This window comes from Streptomyces sp. cmx-4-9, from assembly GCF_046548835.1.
GTDB lineage: Bacteria > Actinomycetota > Actinomycetes > Streptomycetales > Streptomycetaceae > Streptomyces.
Map to the genome: position 1 here is coordinate 102513 of NZ_JAEBEE010000002.1, position 26893 is coordinate 129405.

32 protein-coding genes and 2 pseudogenes are annotated in these 26893 nt (G+C 70.7%); 13 read left to right on the top strand and 21 right to left on the bottom strand.

What is annotated here, in order from left to right:
* Positions 1-26 precede the first annotated feature (26 nt).
* Entirely contained in the window at positions 27-464 is a 438-nt protein-coding gene (locus tag ACLJTM_RS06365; protein WP_411102408.1) for an SRPBCC family protein, read from the bottom strand.
* 155 nt (positions 465-619) lie between these two features.
* Between ACLJTM_RS06365 and ACLJTM_RS06370 the strand changes: the two genes are divergently transcribed.
* Positions 620-805 carry a DUF5999 family protein gene (locus ACLJTM_RS06370; RefSeq protein WP_411102409.1) on the top strand — a complete coding sequence of 62 codons (186 nt, stop codon included), beginning with the start codon at positions 620-622 and terminating at the stop codon, positions 803-805.
* Positions 806-949: 144 nt separating this feature from the next.
* Here ACLJTM_RS06370 and ACLJTM_RS06375 read toward each other — a convergent pair whose 3' ends face one another.
* Entirely contained in the window at positions 950-2974 is a 2025-nt protein-coding gene (locus ACLJTM_RS06375) for an ATP-binding protein (protein WP_411102410.1), read from the bottom strand.
* Between the two features lie 138 nt (positions 2975-3112).
* The gene (locus tag ACLJTM_RS06380; RefSeq protein ID WP_411102411.1) at positions 3113-4096 is read right to left on the bottom strand and encodes a fibronectin type III domain-containing protein; all 984 of its coding nucleotides are present in this window, start codon (positions 4094-4096) and stop codon (positions 3113-3115) included.
* Positions 4097-4311: 215 nt separating this feature from the next.
* Between ACLJTM_RS06380 and ACLJTM_RS06385 the strand changes: the two genes are divergently transcribed.
* The 8 genes and pseudogenes from ACLJTM_RS06385 to ACLJTM_RS06420 all read left to right on the top strand — a co-directional run bounded on the left by ACLJTM_RS06385 (position 4312) and on the right by ACLJTM_RS06420 (position 11226).
* Positions 4312-5913 (top strand): ABC transporter substrate-binding protein, encoded by a 1602-nt coding sequence (locus ACLJTM_RS06385; RefSeq protein WP_411102412.1) that lies wholly within the window; start codon positions 4312-4314, stop codon positions 5911-5913.
* A gap of 46 nt (positions 5914-5959) precedes the next feature.
* A complete protein-coding gene (locus ACLJTM_RS06390) occupies positions 5960-6925 on the top strand; it encodes an ABC transporter permease (RefSeq protein ID WP_411103258.1) in 966 nt (321 codons plus the stop codon).
* Positions 6918-7817 (top strand): ABC transporter permease, encoded by a 900-nt coding sequence (locus ACLJTM_RS06395; protein WP_411102413.1) that lies wholly within the window; start codon positions 6918-6920, stop codon positions 7815-7817. Before ACLJTM_RS06390 ends, ACLJTM_RS06395 begins: the two co-directional genes overlap by 8 nt.
* A 101-nt stretch (positions 7818-7918) precedes the next feature.
* Positions 7919-8929 (top strand): ABC transporter ATP-binding protein, encoded by a 1011-nt coding sequence (locus tag ACLJTM_RS06400; RefSeq protein ID WP_411103259.1) that lies wholly within the window; start codon positions 7919-7921, stop codon positions 8927-8929.
* A complete protein-coding gene (locus ACLJTM_RS06405) occupies positions 8922-9581 on the top strand; it encodes an ABC transporter ATP-binding protein (RefSeq protein ID WP_411102414.1) in 660 nt (219 codons plus the stop codon). The genes ACLJTM_RS06400 and ACLJTM_RS06405 overlap by 8 nt, the downstream gene beginning before the upstream one ends.
* Positions 9582-9679: 98 nt before the next feature.
* Complete coding sequence (locus ACLJTM_RS06410) at positions 9680-9874, top strand: hypothetical protein (RefSeq protein ID WP_411102415.1); 195 nt, start codon at positions 9680-9682, stop codon at positions 9872-9874.
* A 137-nt stretch (positions 9875-10011) separates the two neighbouring features.
* Positions 10012-10506 (top strand): annotated as a pseudogene (locus tag ACLJTM_RS06415) (hypothetical protein); the annotation flags it as partial.
* A 489-nt stretch (positions 10507-10995) separates the two neighbouring features.
* A complete protein-coding gene (locus tag ACLJTM_RS06420) occupies positions 10996-11226 on the top strand; it encodes a helix-turn-helix transcriptional regulator (RefSeq protein WP_411102416.1) in 231 nt (76 codons plus the stop codon).
* A gap of 270 nt (positions 11227-11496) precedes the next feature.
* Here ACLJTM_RS06420 and ACLJTM_RS06425 read toward each other — a convergent pair whose 3' ends face one another.
* Entirely contained in the window at positions 11497-11697 is a 201-nt protein-coding gene (locus tag ACLJTM_RS06425; protein ID WP_411102417.1) for a hypothetical protein, read from the bottom strand.
* Positions 11698-11780: 83 nt separating this feature from the next.
* On the opposite strand from ACLJTM_RS06425, the gene ACLJTM_RS06430 reads away from it, so the two are divergent.
* The 4 genes from ACLJTM_RS06430 to ACLJTM_RS06445 all read left to right on the top strand — a co-directional run bounded on the left by ACLJTM_RS06430 (position 11781) and on the right by ACLJTM_RS06445 (position 12954).
* Positions 11781-11918 carry a hypothetical protein gene (locus ACLJTM_RS06430; RefSeq protein WP_411102418.1) on the top strand — a complete coding sequence of 46 codons (138 nt, stop codon included), beginning with the start codon at positions 11781-11783 and terminating at the stop codon, positions 11916-11918.
* A 9-nt stretch (positions 11919-11927) separates the two neighbouring features.
* Positions 11928-12218 (top strand): hypothetical protein, encoded by a 291-nt coding sequence (locus ACLJTM_RS06435; RefSeq protein WP_411102419.1) that lies wholly within the window; start codon positions 11928-11930, stop codon positions 12216-12218.
* 146 nt (positions 12219-12364) lie between these two features.
* Complete coding sequence (locus ACLJTM_RS06440; protein WP_411102420.1) at positions 12365-12697, top strand: DUF6233 domain-containing protein; 333 nt, start codon at positions 12365-12367, stop codon at positions 12695-12697.
* 23 nt (positions 12698-12720) lie between these two features.
* The gene (locus tag ACLJTM_RS06445) at positions 12721-12954 is read left to right on the top strand and encodes a hypothetical protein (RefSeq protein ID WP_411102421.1); all 234 of its coding nucleotides are present in this window, start codon (positions 12721-12723) and stop codon (positions 12952-12954) included.
* Between the two features lie 198 nt (positions 12955-13152).
* On the opposite strand, the pseudogene ACLJTM_RS06450 reads toward ACLJTM_RS06445, so the two are convergent.
* The 17 genes and pseudogenes from ACLJTM_RS06450 to ACLJTM_RS06530 all read right to left on the bottom strand — a co-directional run bounded on the left by ACLJTM_RS06450 (position 13153) and on the right by ACLJTM_RS06530 (position 26873).
* A pseudogene (locus ACLJTM_RS06450) lies at positions 13153-13241 on the bottom strand.
* A 43-nt stretch (positions 13242-13284) separates the two neighbouring features.
* Positions 13285-13578 carry a hypothetical protein gene (locus ACLJTM_RS06455; RefSeq protein WP_411102422.1) on the bottom strand — a complete coding sequence of 98 codons (294 nt, stop codon included), beginning with the start codon at positions 13576-13578 and terminating at the stop codon, positions 13285-13287.
* An 8-nt stretch (positions 13579-13586) separates the two neighbouring features.
* Positions 13587-13922, bottom strand: a complete 336-nt coding sequence (locus ACLJTM_RS06460; protein ID WP_411102423.1) for a hypothetical protein — start codon at positions 13920-13922, stop codon at positions 13587-13589.
* A 37-nt stretch (positions 13923-13959) separates the two neighbouring features.
* Positions 13960-14196: a hypothetical protein gene (locus tag ACLJTM_RS06465; protein ID WP_411102424.1), complete on the bottom strand. Its 237-nt coding sequence runs from the start codon at positions 14194-14196 to the stop codon at positions 13960-13962.
* A 147-nt stretch (positions 14197-14343) separates the two neighbouring features.
* The gene (locus tag ACLJTM_RS06470) at positions 14344-14565 is read right to left on the bottom strand and encodes a hypothetical protein (RefSeq protein WP_411102425.1); all 222 of its coding nucleotides are present in this window, start codon (positions 14563-14565) and stop codon (positions 14344-14346) included.
* Positions 14566-14574: 9 nt separating this feature from the next.
* Positions 14575-15597, bottom strand: coding sequence for an integrase (locus tag ACLJTM_RS06475; RefSeq protein WP_411102426.1), 1023 nt, complete (start codon positions 15595-15597; stop codon positions 14575-14577).
* Between the two features lie 670 nt (positions 15598-16267).
* Complete coding sequence (locus ACLJTM_RS06480; protein WP_411102427.1) at positions 16268-16597, bottom strand: hypothetical protein; 330 nt, start codon at positions 16595-16597, stop codon at positions 16268-16270.
* Positions 16597-16956 carry a hypothetical protein gene (locus tag ACLJTM_RS06485; protein ID WP_411102428.1) on the bottom strand — a complete coding sequence of 120 codons (360 nt, stop codon included), beginning with the start codon at positions 16954-16956 and terminating at the stop codon, positions 16597-16599. The genes ACLJTM_RS06480 and ACLJTM_RS06485 overlap by 1 nt, the downstream gene beginning before the upstream one ends.
* Positions 16953-17300: a hypothetical protein gene (locus ACLJTM_RS06490; RefSeq protein ID WP_411102429.1), complete on the bottom strand. Its 348-nt coding sequence runs from the start codon at positions 17298-17300 to the stop codon at positions 16953-16955. The genes ACLJTM_RS06485 and ACLJTM_RS06490 overlap by 4 nt, the downstream gene beginning before the upstream one ends.
* Before the next feature lie 93 nt (positions 17301-17393).
* Positions 17394-17720 carry a hypothetical protein gene (locus tag ACLJTM_RS06495; protein WP_411102430.1) on the bottom strand — a complete coding sequence of 109 codons (327 nt, stop codon included), beginning with the start codon at positions 17718-17720 and terminating at the stop codon, positions 17394-17396.
* Positions 17721-17745: 25 nt separating this feature from the next.
* Entirely contained in the window at positions 17746-18006 is a 261-nt protein-coding gene (locus ACLJTM_RS06500) for a hypothetical protein (protein WP_411102431.1), read from the bottom strand.
* Between the two features lie 2 nt (positions 18007-18008).
* Entirely contained in the window at positions 18009-18755 is a 747-nt protein-coding gene (locus ACLJTM_RS06505; RefSeq protein ID WP_411102432.1) for a hypothetical protein, read from the bottom strand.
* A 55-nt stretch (positions 18756-18810) separates the two neighbouring features.
* Positions 18811-19461: a hypothetical protein gene (locus tag ACLJTM_RS06510; RefSeq protein WP_411102433.1), complete on the bottom strand. Its 651-nt coding sequence runs from the start codon at positions 19459-19461 to the stop codon at positions 18811-18813.
* 13 nt (positions 19462-19474) lie between these two features.
* Positions 19475-20080, bottom strand: a complete 606-nt coding sequence (locus tag ACLJTM_RS06515) for a hypothetical protein (protein WP_411102434.1) — start codon at positions 20078-20080, stop codon at positions 19475-19477.
* Complete coding sequence (locus ACLJTM_RS06520; protein ID WP_411102435.1) at positions 20077-21177, bottom strand: DUF5047 domain-containing protein; 1101 nt, start codon at positions 21175-21177, stop codon at positions 20077-20079. The genes ACLJTM_RS06515 and ACLJTM_RS06520 overlap by 4 nt, the downstream gene beginning before the upstream one ends.
* A complete protein-coding gene (locus ACLJTM_RS06525) occupies positions 21177-23408 on the bottom strand; it encodes a hypothetical protein (RefSeq protein ID WP_411102436.1) in 2232 nt (743 codons plus the stop codon). The genes ACLJTM_RS06520 and ACLJTM_RS06525 overlap by 1 nt, the downstream gene beginning before the upstream one ends.
* A 3-nt stretch (positions 23409-23411) precedes the next feature.
* Positions 23412-26873: a phage tail tape measure protein gene (locus tag ACLJTM_RS06530; RefSeq protein WP_411102437.1), complete on the bottom strand. Its 3462-nt coding sequence runs from the start codon at positions 26871-26873 to the stop codon at positions 23412-23414.
* Positions 26874-26893 lie beyond the last annotated feature (20 nt).

The following is a 26893-nucleotide window of genomic DNA, read 5'->3' on the forward strand; positions in this document are numbered from 1 at the left end:
CCCCCACCCGGGCCGTGACGCGGGGTTCAGGGCTGCAGGAGGCGGTGCAGGGCGCGGGAGAACATCCGGCGGCCCGCGGCCGCGACCAGCGGGTCCAGCAGCCGGGGCAGGGCCCGCAGCCGCAGGGACTCGTCCCAGCGGACCTCGCTGCCCCCGCCGGGCCGTGCGCGGACGCCGATCTCCGCCCAGCCCGTCACGATCCGGCCCCGCTTCTCCAGCCGCACCAGCCCCGGTGCGTCCGCCGCCGGAGGGCGCCAGACGACGACGTCCATCGGATCGTCGAAGCCGAGCCCTCCCACGCCCGTACGGGCCGTGAAGGAGGTGCCGACGCCGTTCGGCGGGGGCGTCGTGACGATCGTCCGGGTGAGCGGGACCTGGGCGCCGTGCCGTTCCCAGTCCGTCAGCCGCGACCAGGCCGCGGCCGGTCCCCATTCCGTCGTGTGAACGATCCGGATCACTGGCATGAGCGCATGGTAACCGGGCATACACACCGTGAACTGGACTGCCGATATGGGTTCCGTCCAGGGGTGGCGATCAGCAATACTCACCGCCACCGTGGATCGCGGATTCGACCGGGTGACCACCGGCCCTCCCGCCCCACTTTGCGAGGAGGTGCGCCATGTGCTCCCACCAGCCCCCCTGCCCGACGGCCGACAGCGCCGACCACGATGCCGCCCGCACCGTGGCCTTCCACCCCGAACAGGGCTGGAGCCTGCTCTGCAACGGCGCGGTGGTGTTCGACGACACCGGGGAACTGCTCCCCGACGGCCGCGCGGTACAACCCCGCCGCCCGGCCCTGGTCTGAGCCCAGGAGGCAGCATGCGCCAGCAGCTGATCCGCAAGCCCGTCCCCAAGCCCGCCCCCCGAGACCTGGACCTGCGCACCCCGTCGGGCAGACCCCTCCCGTACTGACGGGAGCCCCGGGATCACGCCGTCCACCGGCTGGGGTTCAGCCGGTGGACGCCGCCGCGCCGCCCAGGAACGCCGCGTCGAAGGCCGCGTCGCCGATCGCCGCGCGCGCCTGCTGCTCGCCCTGGTCCCGCAGGGCCGCCAGGGAGGGCGCCCCGCCCATCTGCGGCCGCCCCACCGTGCGCCACCAGGCGTGGCCGGTGCCGAGCAGGCGCGCCGCGAGCTCGCCGTCGCCCAGGCCCGCCACGGCCGCGGCCAGCAGGTCCAGGCCCAGCGCGATCCCGAAGCGGTCGCCGAGCAGCCGCTTGCCCGACAGCATCGCCCGGACGTGCCGGGCGGCCTCCCCGTGGTGGCCGAGGCCCAGCGCCGCCACCGCCAGCACGTAGTCCGCATACGCCCGCAGCCAGCGCTCGCCCAGCTCCGAGCAGGCCTCCCGCAGGGCCCGGGCCTCCTCCGCCGCCTCCTCGTAGCGCCCGAGGTCGCACAGGGCGTACCCGGTGGCCAGCCGGCACAGCAGCCAGCCCGGGGCGCTGGTGTGGCCGCCGTGGCCCGCCCTCGCCCGCGGACCGGCGAGGCCCAGGGCCCGTACCGGGTTGCCGGGCATCAGGACCGAGACCGCGTGCAGGTACGCCGCCCGCAGCTCCCGCTCGGGATCGGCGAGCCGCGCCGCCTCCCGGGTGCACTCCAGGCCCGCCTCCCGGGCCCGGGACAGGTCGCCCTGCATCAGCATCGTCAGCCCGAGCGTCCACAGGGCCTGGGCGTACCCGGCCCCCGTGCGCGGGCCGGACCGCAGCGCCCGCTCCAGGAACCCCCGCCCCTCGCGGACGTGCCCGCAGGCGAACCAGTAGAACCACAGGGCCCCCGCCATCTCCTGCGCGGCCGCGGGGTCGCTGTCCAGCAGGTGCTCCAGGGCCGTGCGCAGCTGCGGGTGCTCGGCGGTCGTCCTGCGGTACCAGTCGATCTGGGACGGCCCCAGCCAGCCCCGGTCGGCGGCCTGGCTCAGGGCCGCGTACCAGTGGGCGTGCCGGTCGCGGACGAGCGCGGCCTCACCGAGCTCCTCCAGCCAGTCGCGGCCGTACTCGCGGATGGTGTCCAGCATCCGGTAGCGGGCCCCGGCGCCCCGCTCGTCGGTGCACCGGACCACGGACTTGGCGGTGAGGCCGGCCAGCACCCGTTCCACCCGCGAGGCGGGCAGCGGGCCGCCGGCGCACACGGCGCGGGCCGCGGCGACGTCGAAGTCCCCGGTGAAGACCGACAGCCGGGCCCACAGCAGCCGTTCCACCGGCTCGCACAGTTCGTGGCTCCAGCCGATCGTGGTCCGCAGGGTGCGGTGCCGGGGCGCGACCGCGGTCCGGGTGTCGGCCGGCAGGTCCGCGCGGGTGCCGAGCCGCTCGGCAACCTCCTCCAGTGACCACGACCGCAGCCCGGCGGCCGCGAGTTCGAGGGCGAGGGGGATTCCGTCGAGGCGGCGGCACACCTCGGCGGCGACGGCCAGGCGCTCCGGTTCGGCGAAGGCGGCGGCCGACTCGGGGGCGGCGGACAGGGCCCGGGCCCGCAGGAGGGCGAGGGCGTCGCTGTCGGGCCCCTCGCTGGGCAGCGGGCGGACCTCGACGACGCTCTCGCCGGGGGAGCCGAGTGATTCGCGCGAGGTGACGAGGACGGTCAGGCCGGGCGCCGACTGGAGGAGCTCACCCACGAGGTGGCGGCACTCGGCGACCAGGTGCTCGCAGGTGTCGAGGACGACGAGGAGCTCCTTGTCGGCCATCCAGGCACACAGCTCCTCGTCCAGGGGGCGTGCGCAGTGGTCGGCGAGGCCCACCGCGTGGGCGACGGTCGCGGTGAGCAGGGCGGGGTCGCGCAGCGGCGACAGCTCCACCCACCAGGCGCCGCCGGGCCGCTCCTTGGCAGCCTCGGTGACGGCGCGCAGGGCGAGGCGGGACTTGCCGACCCCGCCCACACCGGTGAGGGTGACCAGCCGGCGCTCCCTCAACCGCTGCCGCAGCAGGCCGAGTTCGTGGTCCCGGCCGACGAAGCTCGCCGATTCCGGCGGCAGGTTTCCCGGCACGACGCCACAGCCTGGCGCAGCGTCGCCGCCTGCGGGTCCTGCCTGATGGTTGTTGACCGCGTACTCACCGAACACGGATGTATTGTGCGCGATCTCCTGTGACGGCAGTACCGGTCAGGGCAGATCGACTGGCGGATTTCATGCAGCGAGTACGATCCGCCGCTCCGCCGAGAAGGCCCCCCAGTTGCCGTCGGGCAGCCGGGCCCGCAGTTTCACCGCCCACACGGTGCCGGCCGGCTCGGTCACCGTGAGCCGGTGCTCGGCCCGGCCGCCCGGTACGGCGCCCGCCCCGAACTGGATGACCGTCGTGGGCTGTTCGTTGACGTAGAGCTGGTACTCGCTGGTGTCCGGCCCGGCCTCGGGGGCGGTCCATGCCAGGGTCACCGCGCCCGGTGAGGCGACCGCCGTGAACGCGCGGGGAGCGGTGCCCGGGGCCGTGCCGTCGGCGGGCGGGGTGGTGACGTCCACCGCCGGGCCGTCGGGGGAGGAGTTGTCCGCCCCGTCCCGGGCCCGGACGGTGAAGGTGTAGACGGTGTCGGGCTGGAGGCCGGTGAGGGCGGTGCCGTTCTCGCCCGGGCCGGTGGTGTGGATCCGGACGCCGCCCTGGTAGACGTCGTACGCCGTCACTCCGGTGTCGTCCGCGGCCGCGGACCAGGACAGCCGGGCGGCGCGCGGGCCCGTCGCCGTGCCCGTGGTCCTGCCCGGGGCGGCCGGGGCCGTGCGGTCCTCGGCCCGGGCTGCCGGGGTGGTCACCCGGACGGCCGGGGTCTCGGGGGAGAGGTTCCCGGCCGCGTCCTCGGCCCGGACCGTGAAGGAGTAGCCGGTCTGCGGGGCGAGCCCCGTGACGTCGGTCATGGTCTTCGCGGCGGGGAGTTCGCGCACCAGCCGGCCGGCCTGGAGGACCTGGTAGCCGGTCACCCCGTCCCCGGGCGCGGCGGCGTCCCACATGACGTGCACGGTAGTGGCGCTGCCGGCCTGCGCGGTGACCCCGGCCGGAGGCGGCGGGGGAGCGGTGTCGGCCGCGGTGCAGGCCGCTGCGCCCCAGAGGGCCAGGCACAGGGCCGCCGGGAGGGCGCGGCGCAGAGCGCGTCGGAGGGCGGGCGTGGGGACGGTGCGGCGCACGGTTCCTTCTCCTCCGGTTCCTCGTCGACGTCTGGACTAAAGGTCTAGACATATATGGCACGCGGAGCGCCGGCGGGGCAAGGCCCGTGCACCCAGAGGCTGTTGGCGACGGGGCCGGGCGCCGGTGTGACCCGGTTCGTCTGTTCTGCTCCCGTCATGGCATTATTGCGACTTCTTTGCAACAACGGAGAAACGCGAACAAGGATGTGCACTGCATGACGGCCCGGACAGTACGGGGAGCGGTCGGCGCGATACTGGCCGCCGCACTCATCACGGGCCTGGCGGCCTGCTCGGACCCCGCGGGCGGCGCCGCGGCCGGAGCCGGCGCCGGGGACACGGCCGTGGTCGGCATCGCCACCGAACCGGACAGCCTCAGCCCGCTGCTGGGCTACGGCAAGGACGGCAACTCCAAAATCTTCGACGGACTCCTCACGCACGACGCAGACATGACGCTGCAGCCCGCGCTGGCCGCGGCCCTCCCCGAGGTCTCCCCGGACGGGCTCACCTACACCTACGCCCTCCGCCAGGACGTGCAGTTCAGCGACGGGGAGCCCTTCTCCGCCGAGGACGTCGTCTTCACCTACCGCACGATCCTCGACCCCGGGACGAACAACGCGTCCAAGACCGAGCTGGACGCCATCGCCTCCGTCGAGGCCCGCGGCAAGGACACGGTCGTCTTCACCCTGAAGTACCCCTACGCGCCCTTCGCCGAGCGCACGGTCCTGCCCATCGCCCCCGAGCACGTCGCGGGCCGCCAGGACGTCAACAGCGGGGACTTCACCACGCACCCCGTCGGGACCGGGCCCTACCTGCTCACCGGCTGGTCCAAGGGCGAGAAGCTGGGCTTTGCGGCCAACCCCCGGTACTGGGGCGGCGAACCCGCCGTCAAGAAGTTCACCATGGCCGTCATCAAGGACGACGACGTGCGCGTCACCCGGCTGCGCTCCGGCGAGCTGGACGCGGCGGTCCTGCCGCCGAACCTGGCCGAGGGCTTCCGCTCCGACCCGGCGCGCACCACCTACGCAGCCAAGACCTTCGACTACCGCAACGTGACCCTGCCCACCGGGAACCCGGTCACCGGCGACGTGGCCGTGCGCCGGGCGCTGGACACCGCCGTGGACCGGGGCGCCATGGTCGACAAGCTGTTGGAGGGCGCCGGGAAGCCCGCCTACGGACCGGTCCCGACCGGCAGCCCGTGGTTCACCGCCGGGACCGAGCGCCCGCACGACCTCGCAGCGGCGCGGCAGATCCTCGACGCAGCCGGCTGGAAGGCCGGGGGCGACGGCATCCGCGCCAAGGACGGTGTCCGCGCCTCCTTCCCCCTCTGGTACACGGCCGGCGACAAGATCCGCCAGGACCACGCGCTCGCCTTCGCCTCCGACGCCCGCAAGGCGGGCATCGAGGTCACGACCCAGGCCGGCACCTGGGAGGTCATCGAGCCCCGCATGAAGAGCGACGCGGTCCTCGCCGGCGGCGGCTCCCCGGCCGACCCCGACTTCGACCAGTACCAGCTGCTGACCTCCTCCCTCGCGGGCGACGGCTTCAACAACATGGCCCACTACGACAACCCCGCGGTCGACCGGGCCCTCACCGACGCCCGCCGCAGCGGCGACCCGGCCGCGCGCAAGGCGGCCTACGACACCGTGCAGCGCGAGCTCGTCAAGGACCCCGGCTACGTCTTCCTCACCCACATCGACCACCTGTACGTCGTGAACGACCGGTGGGAGGGGCTCACCACCCAGGTGGAGCCGCACGACCACGGCCTCGGCTCCGGCCCCTGGTGGAACGTCGAGCGCTGGAAGCCGAAGCAGAAGTGAGCCGGACCCCGTGACCTCCCGTACCGCCCGGCTCCCCTGGGCACCCATGGCCCGCATGGCGGGCCGGCGGACCCTGTCCGCCGGCCCCGTCCTGCTCGCCGTCACCTTCGGGGTCTTCGCCGTCGCCGCGCTGTCCCCCTTCGACCCCGTCAAGGCCTACGCGGGCACCGCCGGCCTCACCGCCTCCCAGGAACGGCTCGACGAGCTGCGGGCCGGCCTCGGCGCGGACCGGCCCGTGGTCGCGCGCTGGTGGGACTGGCTGACATCGGCCCTGACCGGGGACCTCGGCACCTCCTCCGTCATGCGGCAGCCGGTCGCCGACGTCATCACCGGACGGGTGGGCTGGTCCGCGCTCCTCGCGGCCTGCGCCTTCACCGCGGCCGTGCTCGCCGGAACGGCCCTCGGCGTCCTGGCCGCCCGCCGGCCGAGCGGCCCCCTCGACCGGTCCGTCACCGCACTGGCGTACACCCTGGAGGCCGCCCCGGCGTTCTGGCCGGGGCTGCTGGCCATCTGGTTCTTCTCGGTGCGGCTGGGCGTCCTGCCCGCCGGAGGCCTGACCGACGCGGGCAGCGACACGGTCACCTTCGGACAGGTCGCCTCACACCTGGTGCTGCCCGTGCTGGTGCTGGCCGCCTCCCAGTTCCCGTGGTTCTTCCTGTACGTGCGCCAAGGCGTGGCCGGCGCACTGGCCCAGGACCCCGTACGCGGCGCCCGCGCGCGGGGGCTGGCGGAGCGGACCGTCCTGCTCGGGCACGGGCTGCGCTCGGGCATGCTGCCGGTGCTCACCCTGGTCGGCTCGCGGGTTCCCGAACTGATCACGGGGGCCCTGCTCGTGGAGACCGTGTTCAGCTGGCCGGGCATCGCGGCGGCCACCGTGCAGGCGGCCACCGCGGTGGACTTCCCGCTGCTGGCGGCGCTGACGGTGCTGGCCACGGCCGCCGTGCTGGCCGGGAACCTGCTGTCCGACCTGCTGTACGGACTGGCCGACCCGAGGGTGGGCTTCGATGGCTGAGGCCACGGTGGAGACGGCGCAGCCGGCGGCCGGCCCGGCCTGGAAGTCCGCCGGGCGCGCCGGGCGTCCGGCCCGGACCCTGCGCCTTCAGGCCTCCGTCCTGACGGCCGGGCTGGTCGTGGCGGCGGTCCTCCTGGTTCCGCCCTTCGCGCACCTGGACCAGCAGGCTGTCGACTTGTCGGCAAAGCTCCTTCCGCCCTCGTGGGCCCACCCCTTCGGGACCGACGAGGTGGGGCGCGACCTGCTGCTGCGGTGCGTTTACGGGCTGCGGGTCTCCCTGACCGTGGGCCTGGTCGCGGCCCTCGTCGCCACGGTGGTCGGCACGGCGGTGGGCGCCGCGGCCGGTGCACTCGGCGGCCGCACGGACCGCCTGGTGATGCGGGTCGTGGACGCGCTCTCCTCCGTTCCGCACCTGTTGCTGGGCATCTTCGTCGTGGCGATGTTCCGCCCGGGGATCTGGCCGGTGGTCGCCTCCGTCGCGGTGACGCACTGGCTGTCCACGGCCCGCATCGTCCGCGCGGAGGTCCTCTCGCTGCGCGGCCGGCCCTATGTGGACGCGGCGATCTCCGGCGGCGCGTCGCGGTGGCGGACCGCCGTCCGCCACCTCGTCCCGGGCGTCCTCCCGCAGGCCGGCCTGGCGGCCGTGCTGATGGTCCCGCACGCGATGTGGCACGAGTCCGCGCTCTCCTTCCTCGGACTCGGCCTGCCCGCCCACCAGGCCAGCCTCGGCGGGCTCGTCCAGAACGCCCGGGGCTCCCTGCTCGCCGGCGACTGGTGGCCCACGCTCTTCCCCGGCCTGTTCCTGATCGTCCCCACCCTGGCCGTCGCGGGGCTCGCCGGAGCCTGGCGCGAGCGCCTCGACCCCCGCCGCCGCTCGGAGCTGTCCCTGTGAACCGCCGCCCCGCACCCGCCGGCGCCGCCCGCCGGCCCGGTACCCCGCCCGCCGGCGCCGGGCCCGTCCTCACCGTCGAGGACCTCTCCGTCCGCTTCCGCATGCCCGGCGGCCGCCGCGTCGAGGCGGTCACCGGTGCCACCTTCGCCCTGGGCCCCGGCGAGTGCCTGGCGCTCGTCGGGGAGAGCGGCTGCGGCAAGTCCGTCCTGGCCTCCGCCCTGCTCGGACTGCTCCCCGGCAACGCCGAGACCGCCGGATCGGCCAGGCTGGCCGACGGCCTGGACCTGCTCGCCGCCGACGAGCGGACCCTCGCCCGGCAGGTGCGCGGCCGCCGCGTGGCCCTGGTCCCGCAGAGCCCGGCGGCCCACCTGACCCCGGTGCGCACCGTCCGCTCCCAGCTGGAGGAGACCGTGCGGGAACTGGCCCCCGCCGGGCCCGCAGACCCCGCGGGGGGCGACGGAACGCCGAGCCGGCCCCGCACCCTCCTGAGGTGGCGCCCCCGCCCCGACCGCCCCCGCCCCGACCGCTTCCGCCCCGACCGCTTCCGCCCCGACCGGGCCCGGCTGCGCGCCGCAGCGCAGGCCGCGGCCGCCCGGGCGGCCTTCCCCGCGACCCACCTCGACCGCTACCCGCACGAGTTGTCCGGCGGCCTCGCCCAGCGCGCCGCCACCGCCCTCGCCCTCGTCGGCGACGCGCCGCTGCTGCTCGCGGACGAGCCGACGACCGGCCTCGACCGGGACCTGGTGGAGCGCACCGCCGACGAACTGCGCGCCCATACCCGGGAGGCGGGCCGGGCGCTGCTGATGATCACGCACGACCTCGCCGCCGCGCAGCGCATCGCCGACACCGTCGCCGTCATGTACGCCGGCCGGATCGTCGAACTCTCCCCGGCCGGAGCCTTCTTCGGCGCGCCCGGCCCCCGCCACCCGTACGCCCGGGGGCTGCTCGACGCCCTCCCCGAGCGCGCCTTCGTCCCCGTTCCCGGGAATCCGCCCGAACTGGGCTCCCTCCCGGCCGGCTGCGCCTTCGCCGCCCGCTGCGAGCGCGCCGACGCGCTCTGCCGCGCCGAACGGCCCCTGCTCACCGAAGGGGTGGCCTGCCACCATGCTTGAACTCTGCGACATCACCGCCGGGTACGGGCACCGCGCCCCCGTCGTCGAGGGGGCCTGCCTGAGCCTGCCGTCCGGCGCCTCCCTGGGGCTGCTGGGCCCCAGCGGCTGCGGCAAGTCCACCCTCGCCCGGGTCGCCGCCCTGCTGCACCGCCCCGACCGGGGCCGCGTCACCCTGGACGGCGAAACCGTGACCGGCTTCCGGTACCGCGCCCCCCGCGCCCTGCGCACCGCCGTCGGGGTCGTCTTCCAGCAGCCCCGGCTCTCCGCGGACCCCCGGCTGCGGTTGTACGACCTCATCGCCGAACCACTGCGCGCCACCGGCCGGCGCGCAGAGGCCGCCTCCGCGGTCGCCGCGTCGGCCCGGCGTGTCGGCCTGGGCGCCGACCTGCTCACCCGCCGCCCCCACGAGGTCAGCGACGGGCAGCTGCAACGCGCCTGTCTGGCCCGCGCACTGGTGCTGCGCCCCCGCTGGCTGGTCTGCGACGAGATGACGGCGATGCTGGACGCCTCCACCACGGCGGCCCTGGTCGCAGCGGTCGAGGAGTACCGGGCCGAGTCCGGGGCCGGCCTCCTCGCAGTGGGCCACGACCCGGTGCTGCTCGCCCGCTGGTGCGACCGCACGGCCCACTGGGACGAGATCGTCAAGGACTGACCGACCGTCACGTACGGTCAACACCCGTACGGCGGACACGTCTTTCGCCCGTCACCGCCCCCTCCTGCGCCAGCATGACGCCGGACAAGGAGGTATCGATGGTGATTTCCCTCTCCGTGGTCGTCCTGCTGCTCGTCCTCGCGTGGCTCTTCGTACGCAGCGGCGGCCTCAAGTTCTCGCACGCACTGGTCTGCGTCCTGCTCGGCTTCCACCTCGCGAGCAGCAGCCTGGCGGCCACCATCCACGACGGGCTGTCCGCCACCGCGAGCGTGGTGGGCGGGCTCAAGCCGTAACGGCCGGAGCACTGTTGCGCGTTCATGAACCATCCGGCACCTCCATGGACTCTTCGGACACTCCGCCCTAGCGTCGGGCGGCGGCGCGATGTCAGACACATGAGCGACAACACCGAAGAGAAACGGAGGAAGTCCGCATGCTCCGAAGAACGCTGAACTGCGCCGTGGTCCCGGCGCTCGCCGCCTTCATGGCGCTGTACGGGGTCTCCCCGGCCCAAGCCGAGGAGATACCCAAGGCGCCGGGCCACCGCCTGGTCAGCTCCTACGACGGCAGCCCGGCCGCCGCGGCCCCGCTGCCCGGCGAGGCCCCGCCGCAGCACCCCTTCCTCGCGCCCAACGGCCGCAGCGGCATGCACTCCGACGCGGCCGGCAGCGCCACCTCGCCCTGGTCCGGGCCGCTCGGCCGCAACCTGCAGGTGACCAGCGAGAAGATCGCCGCCCTCGGCGGCGAATGCGCCACCGCCACCTTCGACTCGGGCGGCCGCCTGGTCACCGTGTGCGGCACCTTCGCCGGGTTCAAGGTCAAGCTCCTCGACCCCCGGACCCTCGCCACGCTCGCGGAGCACCCCCTCCCGCAGCGCTCTTCGACGGTCGAGGCGATCACCTCCCTCGACTTCGCGAAGATCTTCAAGGTGATCAATACGATAGGCCGCTGAGCAGGCGCACCCTGTGCCACCAGGTCTTTCACCTGCATCTTCGCTGGGATTCATGGACACCGTTGGCCGATGTTAGCCACCGTTGACCACGTACAGCTCCCACTTGTTTCCCACTTTTCCCGCCTGGGGCGCCAACCAGACCGGGCCCGGATCTTCGCCCTCCGAGGCGATGACAGATCCGGGCCCGGCATCTAGGCCAACGAGCGCCTCGCACAACAGGGCGTTGTGAGGTTCACTCGTCGGACCGGATGCCCGTCCGTCTGCGACGGACATCCGGCGGGGTCATCCACGAGCCTGCGCGCATGAGGTGCTGCGGCGTCGAGGGTGGCCCCTCGGCGTAGCCGGGGGTGGGACCCGGCTAGCCGAGCTCTGAATTCCTATCGGCCGACCGATCGATGATCAAGATCACAAAATGCGGAATGTATCCCGCAGACAAAACGATCTTGATGTTTGAATGTTCAGTGGGTGCAACCCGCTACACCGCAGTGGATCCATCAAGCCCGAATCGACCTGGGCAACCGGATCCGCGACGCCCGCCTCCAGGCGGACCTCACACAGGAGAAGCTGGCCGAACTCGCCGGCGTTGACCGGACGACCATCCAGAACGCCGAGGGCGGCAAAGTCGACCCCAAGTTCAGTCTGCTGCTCCGCATTGCGCGCGCCCTTCGCCAGCCGGTCAGGGACCTCATGCCATGACATCGCAGCCGTGACTGCAAACGCATTTCCGGCCACTCACCGCGACTGCCCCAGTCTGCCTGCCCTATGCACGGGTGCGGAAGGGGGTTCATGGATATATGCGTTCGCATCCCGTGTTCGACCTGCGGAAACGTCACCAACAGTCAGGCTCTACCTAGCACTTGACTGATGTCCGATCGAACGTGCGTCCGAAGATTTGTGAGCGCGAACAGCATCCCGACTGGCTGGTACCCGCCCCTCCCGCTGCCGCCGCTTCAGGAGGGGCGGGGTCTACGGGGTGCCGTCCTGCGGGCAGGCTCGCGGGAACCAGCGCAGCAGCATGCCGGCCCGCCGTGTCCGCCGCTCGCCCAGGTCGACCGCGCTGGCGTTGTCCAGGCAGACGCCGCACCAGACGCAGGCGGTACCGCGTACCTGCTGCTCGGTGAGGTCGCTGATCGGGGGGAGCTCCCGGAGGGATGGCGGCTGGCTCATGCCCGTACTCTGCCTCCCGGTCGGGGTCGCTTACACGTGGTTCACCCGTTCCGATCGTCAGGGGCGGCTCGTAGGATCGGATCATGAGCGAGCCCGAGCGCACACCGGCCGAGATCAATGCGGAGATACGGGCCCTCGTCGTGGCGGGCGGGGCGTGGACGGACCGGTACCAGGAGCTGCTGGCCGAGTGGCTGCGGCCGACTGTCGTACCTGCCGCCTAGGATCCGGCCGTGGCGGAAATCGAAATCACTGACGAACTGGTGGCCCTGCAGCAGGCCTCCGACGAGGCGCACGCCTACCTGAAACAGCTCACCGAGAAGTTCGGCCGGCCGACCCAGGACGGCGGCTGGTCGGAGGAGCGGCACGCGGACTGGGATGCGGCGTGGGCTGCATGGTCGGACCGGGTGGGCATCGCTCAGGCGGCGGTCACAGAGCATGCGGCGGCGACGGGTCAGGATCGCGGGATGGTCGAGGCGGCGGTGAAGTCAGCGGTCAGGCATCCGGCGCCGGCGGAGGCCTGACGCATCTCTGCCCCGCCGGGTACGCGTCCGGCGGGGCAGAGTGTCCGGCCCAGCAGGCTTCCCCGCTAGCTAGAGCCGATGTGATGGATCCATTGTCCTACGGGCCATCGACAACGGCGTGCGCCAATCGTCGTAGAATCGAACTTGTGTCCGACTCTCCGTCTCGCCTTGATCTCCTCCGCTTCCTGGAGCGGGTGCAGGTCGGCGACCTGGAGCGGACCCGCAGCTGGATCGCGACGGAGGAGAAGCGCCTGGCTGCCGAGGCGGCCCGCCTGCCGCCGGTCCCGCCGCCGGACTGGCTGATCGAGCACGGCATCGGCGTCGGCCGGACTCCGGTGCGAGTGCATGTCGGCTCCTGCTGGGACACCCGCTCCCGCTGCATGCCCGCGGACCGGGACGCCGCGCGGCGGGCCCTGGCCGACGGGGTGGAGGCGTGCACGCACTGTCGGCCGGACACGGCGCTCGGGGTGCTGGACTAGCAGCGCGCCCGCACGCTGGAGGGATGGAGCATGCGCCGATCCTCGTGCACCGGATCTCACCGTCGGGCGGCCGGCGGGTCGTGATCCGGATCCGCGGTGTCGATACCGTCCTCGGCGTCGCCTACAGCGATGCGGACCTGATCGAGTTCCTGCGGCGGATCGACATCCCCGACCCTGAGGAGTTGGTGCTCGGGGACTCCGAGGTGATCGCCTGGCAGGGCGGTAAGCCGCACGTGTACGAGGCCGGCGAGGAGTAGGCGCGCGGCAGCCCTCCCGTGGGGAGCCGGGAGGGCGCTGGGCCCGGGATGATCCGGAGCCACACCATAGGCACGCAGGTGGGCCAGGCGGTAGGGATGTGGCGGGAGAGATTCCGGATAAGCGAAGAGCCCCCGCCCGACGTGGGCAGGGGCTTGATCGCAGACCTACACCGGACAGGGGGCCGGTTCAGCGTGCAGGTCCTTCGGCGGGAGTCGAACCCGCGACCACTCTTTCAGTTGCCTCGGAGGGCGGTGCACCGAGCACTCTGCCACTGAGTTACGAAGGACTTCGCCCAGTGTGGCACGGGGCGCCGACAACGGGCAGGGCGGTCAGTGCCAGTGGTACCGGGTCAACAGCATCCCGGACCAAGCCCGAGGCTCATGGGTCGGCCCGTCGCAGCCCTTCACCAGGCAGACCTTCTCCCTCACGAGGGACTGCTCGGGCAGCTGCCAGGGCGCCGACGCCATGCTCAGGACGGGGCTGCCGATCTGAAGTCCCTGAGGAGGCCTGGCAGGGAGCGAGTCCCCTGGGCGAACCAGATCCCACAATGCGTCCAATGCGTCGGCAATCAGAGTGCCCGCTATATAGCCGACGGGGACGAGCAGCCAGAGCAGCAGTTCCATGACGCCTCCTAGCGCTTGAGCGCGTGCCCGCAGGGGGTGAGCGTGAACACCCGAGCCGACCTCGCGTACCGGGGAAGCGATGGCGCGAGCACGAAAGGCTCCGTGTTGACGTAGTCGACGGTCAGCTCGGTAGTCTCGCGCCCGCAGACCTGGCACGGAATCGTGGACCGCGTGCCGGCCTCACACTCGGCCACCATCGCGGTCAGCTCATCCGACCAGTAGCCGTCCGGCTGCTCCCACTTGTCGAGCGGGTCCCGGGTGTCCGGGAAGGGGAGCGAGACGGGCTCGTCTTCGCCGGGCCATGGCGGCTCCGACGGGAACGGCTGGATCAAGGGGTCGGGCATGGCGCCTCCTTCGGGTGGCTCCAGTGTGGCAGGGCGGTCAGGCAGTCCACCCCTTCACTGGTGGACGGTATCCCGCCCGAGTCACGTACTGAATTACCTCCATGATCCGATCCGCCTGCTCGTCACCCCCACCCTCAGGGCTCGCCAGGGCGGTGAGCTCCAGCATCAACTCGTCGGCGATCTCGCCCGTGGCGTACAGGCGGCCAACAGGACCGTCGTCTTGCAGGGGGCGGAGGATGTCGCGGACCTCGGCGTCGGTCAGGTAGTCGCTCATGCTGTAGGCATGCCCGACGGGCTGCCGTAGACGCCCCTCATTCGGGTGGCTCCAGTGTGGCAGGGCGGCCAGACCTACAACCCAGAGCTACAAGTGGGCGGCCTTGTAGATCTGGGCTTGTGGGTGACGGCAGCACATAACGTCTTGTTAAGTCCTGCTGACCTGGGGATCGATCACGTCTGCCGCGTCCTGGAACGCCACGTGAACGGGGCCTACCTCGCCCGGGTCGTAGTCGTGTTCTCGGATGCGGGTGGCCAGTTCGTGGGCGTAGTCGTTCATGAGGTCGCGCGCTGCATCTACGCTCGCGCCGTGCATCATCAGCCAGTTCCACAGCCGAAATGACGGCAGCGACGGATCGAAGTTGGACATCGCTCTCCTCTACAGACCGATGTCGTCGGATGCGGCGTCGACCCATCGGTCGGCTTCCTGGATGTACCCCCAGAACACGGGGCTGTTGGCGGCGTGGCCGGACTGGGCGCGGATCTTCTCCTCGCGCTTCCCTGCCTTGCGGGAGGTGGTGATGAACCCGGCCCGCATGCTGTGGCCGGTGAGCCGGACGGCGACCCCGGCCCGTTCGGCGCTGCGAGAGATGATCTCTTGGCAGCCGGTGGGTGAGAGCTCGTCGGTGCCGAGGTGTCCGTGGACGTTGACGGGCCGGAAGGCGGGTCCGCTGGTGAGTCCGGCGGCGGCTTTCCAGGTGAGCCAGGCGCGGACGGGGCAGGTGTCGGGGTTCTTGCCGTAGGCGACGACGACGTCTCGGGGTGGGCGCTGCTTGACGGAGGGGACGTGGACGTCGAGGCCTTCGCTGACGAGCTGGATGCCGTCGGTTCGTAGGGCGGAGACTTCGGCGGAGCGGCCGGCGATTCCGAAGGCCATGAGCCAGAGCGCGCGGTCGCGAAGTCCAGCAAGGCCTGCGGGGGCGGCGGCGTACATCTGCTGGAGCTGTGCGGGCGTGGCTGCGGGGGCTTTGCCTCGGCCTCGGGCGATCCGGTCGGGGTCGAGCTTGAGCGGCTTGAGCGCCTTTCGTGCAGCGACGGTGGCGTCCTTCGAGACCTCGACGCCCAAGGAGCGGGCGGTGACCGTGACTCCGGTGATCCGTCGGTCGATGCTGGCGGGTGCTGCGATCTTCACCGTGTCGAGCCAGATGACGAACCCGACGAGTGTGCCTTTGGTGACATCGGTGAGCGCCAACGGGTGGCCGGTGCGTTCGGCGAGCCACCGGTGGAACTCGGCCCAGAGTGCCCAGTCGTTCTCGTACCCGCGTTTCGTGTTGTGGGGGCGGATGGCGTCAAGGTGTTCCTCGGCGGCTCGTTCCATGGCGGCGAGGACGGCCAGGGTCGCCGGGTCGTAGGTGGCCGGGACGTTGCTCGCGGGGTGGACCTCAAGCGCGCGAGTGCTCATGGCTGGCTGCCTTCTGAAGGGGCGGTCCGGCGCAAGTTCTCTTCGTGGCGCATCCGGCCTACGGCCTGAGCCTCCGATACAGAGACGCCGTCTATCGACCAATCCACCCTGCGTCCCCGATCGACCCTGCGAACGGTGGGGCCGCGCCAGTAGGCGACGCTCATGTCGCTCCGCAGTCGACCGCGATGCCGAACGGCGTCAGGTGTATCCGCGATCCAGTTGATCAATCCCCACAGATGGGTAGAGAGCTTGTCAGTCATGTTCAATTGTACCAATTCCGGGCGCCGATATGGCATCTTATCTTGGCTCAACTCCCGCTCAGGGCATGACGAAAGCCCCCACCCGAAGGTGGGGGCGGGCGGGTGCACCGCGTCAAGCAGGAATCCATGCACCATCACGGGCGAAGCCATGGGTGCCGCAGCACGACCAGAGCAGCGACGGCTCCACCTGTAGGGGTGAGCGGGAGATGAGCGTGTGATTGGGAGCAGCCTGCTGGTCCCATCGGCCCTGCTGTGGGCACCAGTGCCAGAACCACGGGTTGGGGTCGGACGGGTCGGCCGTCAGCTCAGGCGGCACCCAGCCGTAAGCGATGTCTGGACTGAGTTGGTGAACCTCAGTCCACCAGTCGCACCACTCGGTCGGCGGTTTACTCCGGTCGGTGAACCCCACGTCACACTCCAGTTCGGTTGCTCGCCTTGACTGGCGGGTCCTTCTTCTTGTGCTTGACCCATCCTGTGATCGCTGCGACGGTCGCCGCGTCGAGCTTGGCGAGCCGGGCGACTGCTTCGGTGTCAGCGGCCCGCCTGGTGACGCCGGATTCGGCGAGGGCCGCGTCGAGTGCCAGCAGGTTCGCCTGCTCCTCGACTGGCGGTTCCGGCGGCACGTCGGGTGGCGGCTGGGGCTGCTCCTCCAGGACGCCCATGTCGACGAGCGTCTCAGCGTCGGCCATCGGCTGCTGACGGCGCGGTGCCGCGGGCCTCGGGGCGGGATCGTCGCTCATCACACTCCAGTTCGGTTGTACTCCTCGATGCGGTCCGGGGGCGCCGGCGGCTCGATGCCGGACTGTCGCATCTGTGTACTGAGCTCACCGACGTAGAAGACGAACGCCCGGACCAGCGACCGCAGCGACCGGAGTTCTTCCTTCGTCTCCTGCAGGTCCTGGGCCCGCTTCTCCTGGATCTCCCGGAACGCTTGCAGGTCCGCCTGCCGCTGGGCCGGCTCGCTCTGCACGACCGCCGCAACTTCCGTCGCCCGGGCGGACGCTGCCGCTGCGGCCCGGGATGAGCGGGCCGCGTACACGGCGCCCACCAGTGTCAGCACGGCGCCGCTGACCGTCGCTATCGCCGCCCACACATTCATCCGCCCTCAGCTCTCCGGCCGCGCGGAATGCTGGGCACGGAGTGCTCGGGCACCGTCGCGGCCCACAGGATCACCCCCACGTGGGAGGTGAGGTACCAGACCGCGACCCAGGCGCCGCGGGAGTAGTCGCCGCTGAACACAGCGGCGAGGTACGCAATCGCCCACACTGACGGCGGCACCAGTGCAGCAACAAATCCGAAACGATCACGCCCGACGCGCAGGAATGCGGACGCAGTCGTGATGAGTCCGGCCACGATCCACAGCCAGGACCAGTGGCGCAGCGAGCACAGCTGGGTCAGCAGCTGCAGGCCCTCGGTGTTGGGAGGGTCAACAAGGAAGCTCACGCCCCAGCAGGTCTTCCCGATACCAAGGATGAGGAGGAAGATGCCGCGGCGGCCCAGATGCTCACGGAGCCGCCGGACCGCACGGCACGGCACCTACACCCCCGAGATCTGGGGAGAGCTGGACTTCACCAGGGAATCCTGCGCCTTGGCGGCGACGCCGGTCGGCTTCCACAGCCCGAAGTGTGCGAGGACGCCGGTGGCGAACGCGACCAGGGCGAGCACGGCGGCCGTGCCGAAGTCGAAGCCCGGTCCGGGATGGACCACCTCGACGAGAAGGCCGTTCAGGGTGGACAAGGCCAGCAGGAGGACGGCCTTGGCGCCGGCGGAGGTGACGCGGGTGGTGACCAGGCCTACGAGGACCGGCAGCACCACGGAGATGAGGAGGCCGAGCCAGTAGGCGCGGTCGAGTGCCACGTTCATGAGTGGTCCGTTCTGGAGTCGGGGGTCAGGCCTTGCGGATGGCGTTGTCGACGGTGGCCACGTCGGTCCACTCGCGGTCGTACTGGGTGCCGACGGGGACCGTGTAGTCGATGGTCGCGTTGTCCCAGCGGGTGAGCTCGGCTTTGGTGGCCCGGCGGATGAGCCCACTGGGGAAGATAGCGAAGACGGTGCTGTCGTTGGCGCCGGAAGAACTCTCGCGCCCGCCGCCGGCGGACTTAAGGAGCAGGACGCCAGCGGGACGCGGGATGGGGGTGGGCGTGGTCATGATCAGACTCCGATCATTCGGAAGGCCACCGGCCGGACGTACTCCGGCGCGGGAGAAGGGGTGACGGGCGGGACCGGCTTCGGGGGCTCCGGGGGCGTGGTCGGCTTGCCGGAGACGATCTCCTTGGCGTAGGCGATGACCAGGTCCATGCGCGTGTTGCCGGGATCGCCGTGGTCGTTGCCGTCGGGGACATGCATGTGCCCGCAGTGGCCCTTGAAGTTGGCCCACTCGTCGAGGGCCATGCGGGCCCGGCTGTTGCCGTAGCTGCCGGGGTAGGCGAGGAACGGCCGCGGCGTCAGGGTGAGCGGAACGCCGTGCTCGGTGCGCAGCCACGCGATGTACTGCGCGTAGGCGCGGAGCAGCCAGTCCGGGGCGTCAGGCCAGTAGATGTAGTCGACGCCGGCGACGAGCTTGCCCCACTTGGTGCGCCGGTTCGGGTCGCAGCTGCCGACGAGTTCGACCTGGTGGCAGTTGTTGCGGTTGGTCCGGACCTCGGTGTTCGGGTTGTCGACGAGGGCGCGGGCGGACATGTCCGCGGGAAAGTGCGCGTAGACCTTGATCCGCTTGTTGCGGATGTCCGGCAAGATCGTCGTATTGGGGGCGCTGACGCCGCCGTCGTAGTCCGGAAGGCTGGTGCCCTCGGTGGTGTGGGTCACGCAGCAGTTGATCTCCTGCATGATCCCCTTGTAGGTGCCGCTGTACAGGTAGGCGGTCGACGCCCCCGGGAAATACTGGGCTCCAGTGGACATGGCCACTCCTGGGCATGAGGGAGCCCCGGCCGTTGCGGTCCGGGGCTGGGGTCGGTCAGGCGTGCAGGAACTGGATGTCGATGCTGGCAGCGATGTTGCCGGGAAGGTCCGTGGTGAGCGCGCCGCCGGACTGCTGCAGGGCGCTCAGGGAGATCTGCCGGCCCGCGGCCAGCGACGCCACGCAGGTCCGTTCGAGGACGCTGCCGACGTTCGAGCCTGCATCGCCGCCCTGGGAGCCCACGATCTGGACGCCGTTGTTGTTCAGCCACATCGTGCGCCAGCCTCCACCGAGGCTGCCCGTCCAGGCGACCATGGCGGTCAGCCGGTACACGCCTGCCATGGGGGTCAGCCAGTAGTGGCCCGCGACGTTCAGGCCGGCCGTGTCGTCAACGATGGCGGAGTTGATGTTGATCACGGTCGCCGTGTTGTTCAGCACGGACTGTGTGGCTGACGCGTACACGAACGCGCACGGATTCTGAATGATCCATTGGGTGCCGTCGTAGTAGGTCAGGCGCTTCTCGGTGACCAGGTAGGCGACCATGCCCGCAACGGGGCTGGTAATGGCAGCGGCTCGGGCCGCAGCGTTCGCGAACCGCATGACTGTCTGCCCGGCCATCGCGGCCAAGTTCGTGGCGAGGGTCTGTGCGTTCGGCGGGTCCGTGAGGGATGCGACCTGGATGCCCTGCCCGTATGCGTCGGTGGCCACGGAAGCCCCCTTTCTAGATGATCCGGAGAGTGACGCCGTCGAGGGCGGCCCACAGGGCGGTGCCGGTGTAGTCGGCGATCTGGATCGTGCCGTCGGCGTTGACCAGGAGCGCGCTGATGACGCTCGAGTTGACGATGGTGCCGAGTCGCACGCCCTGGGCAGGCCGGGCGGCGGCGGGCAGCGTCGCGATCGTGGACGTGCCGGTCGTGGAGGCAGGGGCGCGGGCCATGCCGCAGAGGCTGACGGTCCCGTCACCGTTGATGCGGTACGCGGGCGAGTAGTAGGGAGAGCCCCATGCGGACCAGGTGCCGGAGTAGGTGAGGGCCTGCCAGGTACCGGCCGTGGAGACGGGCGCCATGCGGCAGACGGCGAGCCAGTTTCCGACGCCTGAGACGGTGAGGATGATCGTGTCGCCTACGACGGGCGTGACGTACAGGTCGGTGCGCCGGGCAATGATGCCGTCGGTGGTGGTGATGGTGCCGGTGGCGGTCTGGATGGTTGCGACGACGGCCATCCGCCAGTCGGCGCCGCGAATGCTCGGGTCCTGGTCGGAGACCTGCCTGACCTGGCTGTGGAGGACGTCGGCAAGATCCGACACGGCCTGCTGAATGGAACTCACGTCGCCTCCTTTGCGGAGATCGTGCGGATCGTGAAGGCGCCGCCGACATCCAGCGGGACAGGGAACGCGGAGACCTGGTGTAGCTCTGCGGTGCCGTCCGCGTAGACGACCCGCAGGACGTCGCCTACCTCCAGCGCAGGGTTGGGCAGCGTGGTCAGGTCTGCGGAAGCGCTCGCGGCCTGGGCCTGCCGCAGCCGTAGCGTGCCCGCCGCGGTCGCCTGGATGGAGGTGAGGATGGCCGGGGAGGTGACCATCTGCGGGGCCAGGCGGTGCCCGTAGGGGCCGTCCCAGTACGTGGGGCTGCCCGGATCGGAGTCGGTGACGAGCACCTGAAAGGGTGCGACACCGGCTTCCGAGTTTTCGCCGCCGGCTAGGACGCCGTTGAAAACCGCATCGCTGCTCATGCCCCGGCTGGCTTCCACGTAGGTGCCGCCCTCGCCCGCTGCGACCGTCCAGACGGGGCTGGTGGTGAGGATGTCGGGCAGTTCGGTGATGACGAACGCCCCGGATCCGTCGGCGTACACCTCGGCGCCGATGACGGACGCGAGTTCGCCGACCGCCGCCCACGGGTCCGCGCCGACGTCCCAGGTGCGGGCCCCGATCGCGGCATCCGCTACGGATCCGATCACCACCGAGGCGGTCGGGATCGAGCGCTGGATCAGGGAGGTGACCGCACTGACCGCCGTGCCCGAGGCCCGGTAGGGGGCGGTGAACCGGTCGTCAGCCACGACAATTTCGAGGCCCTTGCCGGTGATGGATACGGGCCCCTCGTCGACGTCGCCGCTGACGTTGTCGATGCGGAAAACCCCGAGCGGAACCAGCTCCTGGGAGCCGTCGCCGTACTGGACGCCACGGCTGATCCGCAGGCGGGCACCGTAGATGCTCACCTTGTCGGCGGCGGTCCGCGGGATCAGCGTGGGATCGGCGAGCGTGACCGTGCAAGTGCGCCGCACGGATGCGCTCCGGTCGACGGACACGCTGCCGCCGGTGATGTCGAGCGTCTCCGAGGTGCCGTCGGTCCGGATGAGGACCACCTCGACGGCTACGTCGTGGGACTCGGCGATGGCCTGCAGGAAGCGGTCGGAGACGGCGTACATCAGGCTCCGATCTGCCGGTCCAGGAAGACGTCCTCCCAGGTCGCGTACTTGGAAAGCACGTCCGCCCAGGTCGCGTTCTCGGTGAGGACGTCCTGCCAGGTCCGGCCGGCGGAGCTGGCAACTCCGACGGTGATGGGCATGTCGACCTGCTTGACGGGCAGCTGCCAGGTCCGGCCGGGGTCGGTGGCCTCGCCCTGGCGGCCCTCCGTGGCGGCGCCGACGGCTACGTACATGTCGTCGACTCCGTGCCCTGGCGAGGCCTGCCACAGCAGTACCGACCCTGAGTCGAGCAGTCGGTGAAGGGCTGCCCGTTCCTCGTCGCTCTGGGTGTAGACGACGAGGGTTCCTTCGAGGCCGCCGCGGACGTCGCTGAGGATGACCGCGTTGCGCCGGCGTCGCACCCGGAACTCGGCTTGCTCTACCGGCCGCGACCAGGATGGGGCCTCGGCCATCATGACCTGCATGTTCCGGTCCGGCCGGCCGGGGTCCTTGAGCCACGCGTACTGGGAATCGCCCGCGTCGAGCTGGATCGTGTCGCTGGTCCGGGACTCTGGGGTCGCCCCGATGCTGGCGACGACCTCCACGTAGTAGGTGATCGGGACGCCCAGAGGGGCCTCCGCGTCCTCGATAACGAGCTGGTCTGCGGCGATCTCCTCGTACTGAATGAGGCCGGAAGCGCCACGGACAAGCGTCCGCGCCCCGTCGGCAGAGACCCGCCACACCGTCAGCAGATAGCCGACGGTCAGCTCCCGCAGAGTCAGCGTGATCACGGCGTTCGCGTCGTCTGCCGCGACCGCGATCAGCGGCAGCGCTTCCCAAATCTGCACCGCGTCGATCCGCAGTGCCGATGAAACTGCCGTTGCCGTGAGGGACAGCTCGACCGCGGCCTGCGTGGCCAGCGCGGGCGCGGTCCCGCTGTGGGTGAGAACCCACCAGTCGGGAGTCGGCGCCGCAGCCGACGAGGTCGAGGTGAGACCGAGGCTGTTGTTGGCGGCGTCGTACCAGCGGATATGCCGCTGGATGGTCCACCCACCCGCGCTCACGTTCGTGTACAGCTGCAGGCGGAAGCTCAGTCCTGCGGCAGCACCGGCCGGGAAGCGGGCGGAGCGGATGACGCTGGCAGTGGCCGTCGCGGACGACACGGTCAGTGCATATGCGCCGTCCATGGCGTAAGCACCCCACGGGGTGGAGCGGGCCAGTGTCGCCACACCGGAGACCACCGCCCAGCCGGCGACATCCTTCTCGAATGAGGCATCCGCATACGGGATGATGTTGCCCTCGCGGATGACGGGCGCGGTCGCTATGACCGCGCCGTCGATCCGCATGACCTGCGCCGCTGTCCCTGAGGTGATGCCGACGGCGAGCGTTGCGTAGGAGGTCGTCGCAGGAGCGACTGCAGACACCCGCTGCTGGTAGTAGCCGGTGCCCGGTGCCGCCAGGTTGGATCGTGTCGCGGTCAGGAGGACGTCTGCCGCGGTGTAGAACCGCAGCTCGACCCAGACCGTCGATCCGGACGTCGGCGGACTCAGGTAGGCATAGCCGATGTACTCGGTGCCCGCAGACGCCGAAGGCTTTTCGGTGATCTTCGCGGAGGCGTTCCCACCCGCGGTGACGGTGAGCGCCAGCACCTGGCCGCCGGCCAGGTAGTAGTCGACCGGCCACGACACCATCGGCGCCTGACGGGCGACCGAGCAGTTCGTCTCCGCCACCCACTTCAGGGTGGCGTGCTCGATTCCCTCCGCATCCGCCGACAGGAGGTTGCCCTGCGTGCGCATCGGTGCGCCCAGGTAGACGTTCTCGAAGTGGTTGATCACGCCGCCCGCGACCGGCGACGCCGACACCAGCACCTGTGCTGAGGCCGCCGTCGCCGGGGCGTTACCGGACACGGAGATGCGGTGCCAGGTCGCCGAGGCGCTCGCGGTAGTGAGCGACCAGGTGACGCTGATCTCGGCGTTCGCCGCCGTCAGCCAGCGGATGCCGATGCGCTCCGGGACGGTGGCCCCGGAAGCGTCCGCGAACGCCTGGTACTCCTGGCCGACGGTTACGGCGTAGGAGGAGGCAGTGCGGGCCTGCATCTCCCCACTCGCCGTAGACGTCAGCTTGAGCGTCCCGTTGCCGGTACGGCCGCCAGTGCCAGCAGAGATGGCGCAGTTCAGCTTGGCGAGCCATCCGCTGGTGTTGGGGTCGACGGACTCCGTGACGGCGGACAGAAAGTTGCCGGGGATCGCCACGCTCTACCCCTTTCGTCCGGACGTCACGGTGTTCCGGAGGTCGCGCATACCAGCTGCCACGCGGCCGTCAGCCCGGCCGTCCACGTAGGCGTGGAAACGCTGCCCGTCGACGACGAGCGTGAGCTCGTCACCGGGGCCAATTCCGCGCGCCGAACTGGCCAGCGCGTTCTCGGCAAGCTGCCATTGCGGTGCGGTGAGGATCGCCTCGGGCCTCCCGGTCGCGTTGACTGCTGTGGTGACTCCTGGCTGGAGCCAGCCGCCGCTGTCGAATTTCCGGAGGGCGGGCGCGAAGCCGTACTGCGCGTTGAACAGCGGGCTGTTGTAGCCGCGGGCGCGGGGGCCCACAATGACGCCGTCGCCGCCCCTGCTCTCGACGTTCATGCCGGCCAGGGTTCCGGCCGTGTGGCCGACCCCGTCGTTGGTGATGCCGATCATGAAGGGCGACTTTAGGTTCCGGTGCCAGCCGGCGGGAGCGGTGTTGCCTTGGAAGGAGAACGTGCTCCAGAGCCTTCCGAGCGGCGACTGGCCGAGGATCACCTTCTGGATGCCAGACATGAACCCCGAGCAGTCCCATGACGGGTCGCCTGCCCCACCCCATTGATAGGGCTTACCGGCCTGCCCACGAGCGAAGCCCATGGCTGCGGCGACGCTGCCACTGGCCGAGCCGCCAATGACGTTCTCCGCAGCAGCCACGATCTTGTCTTTGAGGGACTGAAGCATCTTGGCCGGGAACTGCGAGAGCGCCTGGGCCCACTGCGAGCCGGACAGGCTGTCCTTGACCTGGTCCTTGATGAACTTGGTGGCCGCATCCCAGGCCTTGCCGGGGCTCGTCATGAACTCGACGCCGTCCATGAGGACGCCGCCGATCTGCCTGGCCTTACCGGACAGCCAGTCGAAGACACCGCCCCCCTCGGCGAACCGAGGGATCGCGACCGCGCCGCCCTTGGCGAAGGCGGCCCCGCCTCGGGCTGCGTGCGCGCGCAGGGCTTCGACGGCCGCATGGCCACCCGCACCCCGAACCTCACGCGCCGTCCACACGTGCTCCCCGGTGGAGAGCAGCGCCGGGATGGAATCGGATGTCGCAGTACCGGCGCCGAACACGGAGCCGCCCGTGGCGAAGGTCGCCCAGTCCAGTTTCTTAGAGCCGGTGAAATCCGCGACCATGTTCCAGACCTTGCGGATGCCGTTGTTGTAGACGGTGTCGATGATGAACTGGACCGGCTTCCGGGTGATGTCCTTGAGCCCGTCCCAAATCCGGCCGATGGCGTCCACGCCGCTCTTGAAGCCCTCGCGCACCAGGTCGACGCCGCGCTTCACGTTGTCGAACGCGGGCCTGATCACGTTCTGCCATACCCACTGGATGGCTCCGCCCAGACCGTCCCAGGCGGGCTTGATGGCGTTCTGCCAAAGCCAGGTGGCGGCACCACCGAGAGCCTTACCACCAGCGACGATGTTGTCGAAGGCGGGCTTGATGCCGTTGGTCCACAGCCACTTGGCGGCAGCCGCAATGGCGTCCCAGGCGGGTTTGATCGCGTTAGCCCAGAGCCAGGCCATAGTCGCGCCAAGGAGGCGGACGCCAGCCATGACGTTGTCGAACGCAGGCTTGATGCCGACACTCCACAACCACAACGCAGCCTTGGCGATAGCGTCGAACGCAGGCTTGATCGCCGCGTCCCACAGCCAGCCGAAGATTGCACCCAGCACCTTGACGGCCAGGTAGATCGGGGTGATCAGGATGGTCAGGACGATGGTGGCGAGGAGGCGGGCGGCCTCGCCGATGAAGTTGAAGACGGGCTGCAGGACGCCCCACAGCCAGACGGCCGCATCGCCGATCGCCCGCAGCCCGGTCATGAAGCCTTCGAAGGCGGGCTTGAGTGCCTTCTCCCAGACCCAGAGAGCGGCTGTGCGGATGCCCTCCCACATCGCCTGCACGATGTTGCGGAACGTCTCGCTGCGCTTGTAGGCGATGACGATCGCGGCGGCCAGAGCCACCAGCGCGATCACGATGAGGGCGATCGGGTTCAGCGCCATGACGGCGTTCAGCAGAGCCTGCGCCGCGGTGAACCCGCTCGTGACCGCGGTGCCCAGCAGGATCGCCCCACGGTAGATGGAGAACACGGCGGTGACCGCGGCGGTCGCGATGGCCTGCGCGTTCAGAGCGAGGGTGAGGCCGCCGACAAGGATCGCCGCGGGGATCAGCCAGACACCCCACTCGCGCAGCCAGTCGACGACGGCCATGCCTGCTGTGAACAACCCCTGCAGGGCAGGCACCAGCACGCCCGCGGCAGCCGAGGCTACGGTTGTCAGCGGCGGAAGGAACTCACTGTTGAGGGCCTTGGCGATGTTCAGGACGACAGGCAGCGCCTCGGCGGTGAGGAAGTCCACGAAGTTCTGCTTGATCGTCCGGGCGAACACTTCCAGCTCGTGGGCCGGCCCGGAGTGCAGCGTCTTGCCCAGCTCACCCGCCGCGCCCGTGATCTTCCCGAAGCCGTCGATCGCAGCATTCGGGTCGAGGGCGAAGAGCGCCTGCCCAAGATCCTCGGCCTGAGTGCCGAAGAGCCCCACCGCCGCAGCGTTCTGGGCGACCGGATCCTTGATGGCGCGCAGCTTGTCCAGGACCAGCTGCAGTCCCTCGCCAGCGGTGTCGCCGCCCTTGGCGATCTGCAGCGACATCTTCTCTGCGTCGAGGCCGATGGCCTTGTAGGCCTCCTGCGAGGACGTCGACATGTCGATCGCACGGATGCCGAACTCTTTGAACGCGTCCGCGATGATGTCGGTGTCCCGGGCGCCCGCAGCGATGCCCTGCTGGAACAGGCCGAGGGCCTCCTCGCCGTTGATGCCCAGCTTCTTGAACTGAATCGAGTACTCCTGGAACGTGTCCAGCAAGTCCTCGGCGTTCGGGCCCAGCTTCTGGAACCCGACCGTGATCAAGTCGAGAGCCGACTCGGCATCCGGGGCCAGCCCGTTCTTGAACATCGCGGCTACGGCTTCGGTCTGCCGTGCCATGTCCGTCCCGAACGTCGTTGCGACGTCCGACATTTTCCCGCTGAGGGATTCCAGCTGGGCGTTCGTGGCGTCCGGGGATACGAGGCCAGCGTTGACCACGGCCCGGATCGCGTCCGCGCCTTCCTGGAAGGTCTCGGTGATGCCCTTGCTGTAGAGCTTCCCTGCGACCTCGCCGTACTTCCCAGCGTCCTTGGCCGTGGCGCCGAGCTGGGCCTGCAGGGTCGAGGTGATGTTCGCCTGCTCGATCGCCTCGGTGATGCCAGCGACGAGGATCGCGCCAGCAGCGACACCAGCCGCGGCGACGCCGACGAGGAGCTTCTCCTTGAGGCTGCCGCCTGCGGCCTGTCCGGCGTCGGAGCCCGCGTCCTCGGACGGGCCGACGAGCTGACGCCGGAGCTCGTCCCCTATCCCACGTACAGAGGGAATCACCTGGATTGTGGCATAACCGATATTCGGCACTAGGTGACCCCCGTATTCGG